This window comes from Nocardiopsis chromatogenes YIM 90109 (assembly GCF_000341185.1).
Lineage (GTDB): Bacteria > Actinomycetota > Actinomycetes > Streptosporangiales > Streptosporangiaceae > Nocardiopsis_A > Nocardiopsis_A chromatogenes.
In genome coordinates, this window is record NZ_ANBH01000359.1 from 1 (window position 1) to 4,225 (window position 4,225).

Annotated in this window: 3 protein-coding genes; 2 read left to right on the forward strand and 1 reads right to left on the reverse strand. The window is 74.4% G+C overall.

Annotation, left to right across the window (positions count from 1 at the left end):
* Positions 1-481 (forward strand): NUDIX hydrolase (locus D476_RS0130515; protein ID WP_017627666.1); only part of this gene is annotated, 481 nt, incomplete at its 5' end.
* A 957-nt stretch (positions 482-1,438) separates the two neighbouring features.
* On the opposite strand, the gene D476_RS0130520 is transcribed toward D476_RS0130515, so the two are convergent.
* Entirely contained in the window at positions 1,439-2,932 is a 1,494-nt protein-coding gene (locus tag D476_RS0130520; protein WP_204367031.1) for an MFS transporter, read from the reverse strand.
* Between the two features lie 203 nt (positions 2,933-3,135).
* Here D476_RS0130520 and D476_RS35150 point away from each other — a divergent pair, with 203 nt between their 5' ends.
* Entirely contained in the window at positions 3,136-4,068 is a 933-nt protein-coding gene (locus D476_RS35150) for a helix-turn-helix domain-containing protein (protein ID WP_017627668.1), read from the forward strand.
* The last annotated feature ends 157 nt before the right edge of the window (positions 4,069-4,225 follow it).

Below are 4,225 nucleotides of genomic sequence, written 5' to 3' on the forward strand. Positions count from 1 at the left end.
GCCGCGGCCGGGCCCGTCGCTGCGGCGGCTGGGCGGGTACGGGCTGGTGACCGATCCGGCGGGCCGGCTGCTGCTGTCGCGCATCGCCGAGGGGTTCCCGGGTGAGGGCACCTGGCACCTGCCGGGCGGCGGGGTGGACCACGGCGAGCAGGTGCGCGCCGCGCTGCGCCGCGAGGTGGCCGAGGAGACCGGGCAGCACGCGGGTGTAGGCGCCCTGGTGGGCGTGGTCCACCACCACACCACCGGGGTGCGCGGGCCCGAGGCCGAGGCGACCGAGATCTACGGGGTGTGGGTGTTCTTCCATGCCCACGTGGTCGATCCGGGCGAGCCGGAGGTGCAGGAGGTGGGCGGTTCCACGTCCGACTGCGCGTGGTTCCTGCCCGAGGACCTACCGCACCTGCCGCTGTCGGCGACGGCGCGGCGGGGTTTGGGCCTGCTGTCGCGCTCCCAAGGGGCCCCTGAGGCCGTAGACGGGGCCTGAGAGGGCTGTACGCGGCTTGTGGGCCCTTGTTGGTTCCCCTCCGGCCATTGGGGCCGTGTGGGGCGCCTGAGGCTTCTGAAGGCGTCAGGGGGTCCGTGGAGGGTGCCGGGCTCTGCGCAGGGCGGCCCCCTCTCCCGGGTCGCGACGGCCGCCCGAGGGCGATCTCCGGGGCGCCGCATCGATGCCGGGGTCACGCCTAGGGATTCTCCCTCCGACCGCTTCAGCGCCCCCGTCGCGGCGCCGGGGCGGCCCTGCCCCCGCGTCGATGTCCCGACCGGAACCCTGACCGAAGGCGGCCCGCCTTCGACCGCCCGACAGGGCACCCGCACTGCTCGGCGCAGCTGCCGCACCAACGGACGGGCAGGAGTGACACCCCTCCAGTGGCCCCGGCCCCTCCCGCGCACTCCGCTGGTCCGCCATCCGGCCGGAGCCCGCGAGCAGGGCACAAGCCGCGCCGCTGCCCCCGGGCCACGAGGAACCCGCCGGACGGTGGTAAGGACCGGGGAGTCGCCCAGCGCTGACCGTCGCCGCCATCAAACGGTGGCCACGCACACGCCTGGCGGTCGACAGCACCGCGGCGAGGGCTGCCGTCCTCTTCTCGTCGCTCCGGCTGAATCCCTGCTGCCGGAATCCGGCGCTCAGGGAACACGATCCTCATCCGGACAGGTGCGGGGTGGGTGCGTGCCGCGAAGCGGCTCGGCTATATGTATTTCAAATGTGAAGGAAGTCACTTCACCTTTGGCTTTACGGCGTAGATTTTGAGACCGTCGTTCCCGCGCGCCAGGGAGGACCTACCGGTTCCATCTCCCAGCGCGCTGCCGTTCGGCCCCTCCGCGTCCCTGTGTGTGCGCTTCACCGGCCCGGCAGGCCGCCCTTGCATCGCTCCCCTCCCCGAGCCCGAAGGCGCCTCCCGCGTTCGCGGGAGGCGCCCAGGGCCATGATCGAACGCGCCGCCCGTCAGCGTGCGCCCTCCGTTGCCTCCACCACCGGGGCGGCCTCCCCGTCCCGCTCGGCGTCCGGCTCGGCGGGTACGGCCGCACCGCTCCCCTCCCCCGGCTCGCCCTCCCCCGCTGGGGCGGGCTCCTCCCTCGGCAGCCACCGCAGCGCCAGCACACCCAGCCCGGCGTGCAGCAGGCCCGCCACGACCACCACCGCGTGCAGCCCCGCCATGAAGGCGGACTCGGCCTCGGCGAGCGCGGCCGCCCCCACGCCGGGCAGCTCCGCGGTCTCGTTCAGGGTGGGCGCCACGTCCGGGCCCAGCAGGCGGAAGACCAGCGCGGCCAACGACCCCAGCAGCGCGATCCCCAGGGCGTTGCCGATCTCGTTGGAGGTCTCGGCCATGGCGGCCGCCGACCCGGCCCGCTCGGCGGGCACGGCCGCCACCGCCACGTCGGCCACCACGGCGAAGGAGATGCCATAGCCCAGCCCGGCGACGGCCGTCGCGGCCACGTACCAGCCCGCGCCGCCCGTCACACCGGTCATCAGGAACAGCGACAGCCCGGCGGTGATGGCGAAGTGGCAGGCGATCAGCGCGGCGCGGGTGCCCACGCGGCCGACGACCATCGGAGTGACGATGCAGGTGACGGTGAGCACCAGGGCCCCGGGCACGGCCAGCAGGGCGGCCCGCAGGACCGACATGTCCAGCACCGTCTGCAGGTAGACGCCGGACAGGTAGGCGGTGGCCGACCAGGCGGCCAGCGGCAGCAGGCCGGTGACGATCGCGATGGTGAACACCCGGTCGCCGAAGAGCCCGAAGTCGATCAGCGGGTACTCCAGACGGCGCTGGCGGCGGGCGAAGAGCACCAGCACCGCCGCGCCGACCGCGCCCAGCGCGATCGTGGCCGGGTCCGCGCCCTCGGCGGCGGCGCTCTTGACCGCGTAGATGACGAACAGCAGCCCCACCACCGACAGCACAACGCTGAGCGCGTCCACGCGCCCGGGCCGGGCCGCCTTCACCTCGCCGAGCAGGACGGGCGCCAGCGCCAGGAACAGGGCCACGACGGGCAGGTTGACCAGGAACACCGAGCCCCACCAGAAATGGGTGAGGAGCTGGCCGCCGACGACGGGGCCCACGGCGAATCCGGCGGCGAAGGCCGAGGCGAAGATCCCGATCGCCTGGGCGCGCCTGCGCGGGTCGGGGAACAGTTCGCTGAGCACCGCCAGTGCCGAGGGCAGCAGCGTGGCCCCGGCGATGCCCATCAGCGCCCGGAAGGCGATCAGCAGCCCGGCGGAGGGGGCCAGGGCCGCGCCCGCCGAGGCCAGGCCGAAGAACAGGGTTCCGATCAGCAGCAGCCTGAGCCTGCCGTAGCGGTCGCCGAGGGCGCCGAAGGCCACCAGCAGCGACCCGACCGCGAAGCCGTAGATGTCCAGGATCCACAGCGACTGGTCGGCCGTGGGCGCCAGGGCGTCGGTGATCCTGGGCATCGCCAGGTACAGGATCGAATTGTCCATGGCGACCAGTAGGACCGGGCCGAGGATGACCGCGAGTCCGAGCCAGGCCCTGAGGCCCGACCCGTCCCGCTCCGGAGGGGAAGCGTGTGGCGTTCGCATGGCTTCGACGGTGGCGGGCCCCATGGGCGGCGGACCAGCCCTCTGCCGTGGGTACACCTGGCAGGTGCAGGCTCGTGTGGGCCCCGCGGTCTAGGGTCGGGGGCATGGAGCTGGAGACCTTGGGCGTGTTCCTCAAATCGCGCCGTGACCGGGTGACCCCCGCCGACGTCGGCCTGCGCACCTACGGAAGTGCGCGCCGGGTGCCCGGCCTGCGGCGCGAGGAGCTGGCCCACCTGGCGGGGGTCAGCGTCGGGTACTACACACGGCTGGAGCAGGACCAGGCCGGCACCGCCTCCGGGCAGGTGCTCGACGCGCTGGCCCGGGTGCTGCTGCTGGACTCGGCCGAGCGGCTGCACCTGCACAACCTCGCCGATCGCCCGGCGGTGGCGGGGCTGAGGCGGCCCAGGCCGGAACGGCCGCACGCCAGGGTGCTGGCGCTGCTGGAGTCGCTCGGCGAGCGCACACCGGCGGTGGTGCTCGGGCGCCGCGGCGACGTGCTCGCCTGGAACCGCACCGGGCACGCGCTGATGGGCGAGCACACCGGCTTCGACTCGCCGGGCGACCCGAAGCGGCGCCCGTCGGTACCCAGGATGTTCTTCCTGGACCCGCTCACCCGGGACCTGCACCGCAACTGGGAGGAGCTGGCGCGGGTGCACGTGGGGTACCTGCGGCTGACGGCCGGGCGGTACCCCACCGACGCGCGCCTGGCCGAGCTGATCGGCGAGCTGGCCATGCGCAGCGGCGATTTCGCTGCGCTGTGGGCGGCCGGGGAGGTGGCCGACTGCACGGTGGGGCGGATGGACCTGAGCCACCCCACCGTCGGCGCGCTGAGCGTGGACTACCAGGTCTGGCTCCAGCCCGACAGCCCGGACCACCGCCTGGAGGTGTACACCCCCGCCGACGAGTCCTCCGCCGACGCCCTGCGCCTGCTCTCCGAGCAGGTCGCCCAGGCAGAGGGGGGCCGTCCCTCCGGCAGGGCCGGGGATGACGGCGGCCTGCCCTACGCCGACGCCCAGGCACCCACGACCGTCGGCTGACCCCACCCCGCGCCGCCCGTAGACGTCGGGCGGCACCAGAGGCACCCCCTTCCCCGCCCACCGGCCCCGGCCGGGCGCCGACCTGCCGGGTCCTGAGGAAGAAGGCGGCAACGAGGAAAGGACGGCGGCCCAACCGGCAGCGTTGTCGCCCGTCGGG

Coding starts and splice junctions, on each gene's coding strand:
- D476_RS0130520 (WP_204367031.1), bottom strand. CDS start 2,932: ATGGACAATTCGATCCTGTACCTGGCGATGCCCAGGATCACCGACGCC.
- D476_RS35150 (WP_017627668.1), top strand. CDS start 3,136: ATGGAGCTGGAGACCTTGGGCGTGTTCCTCAAATCGCGCCGTGACCGG.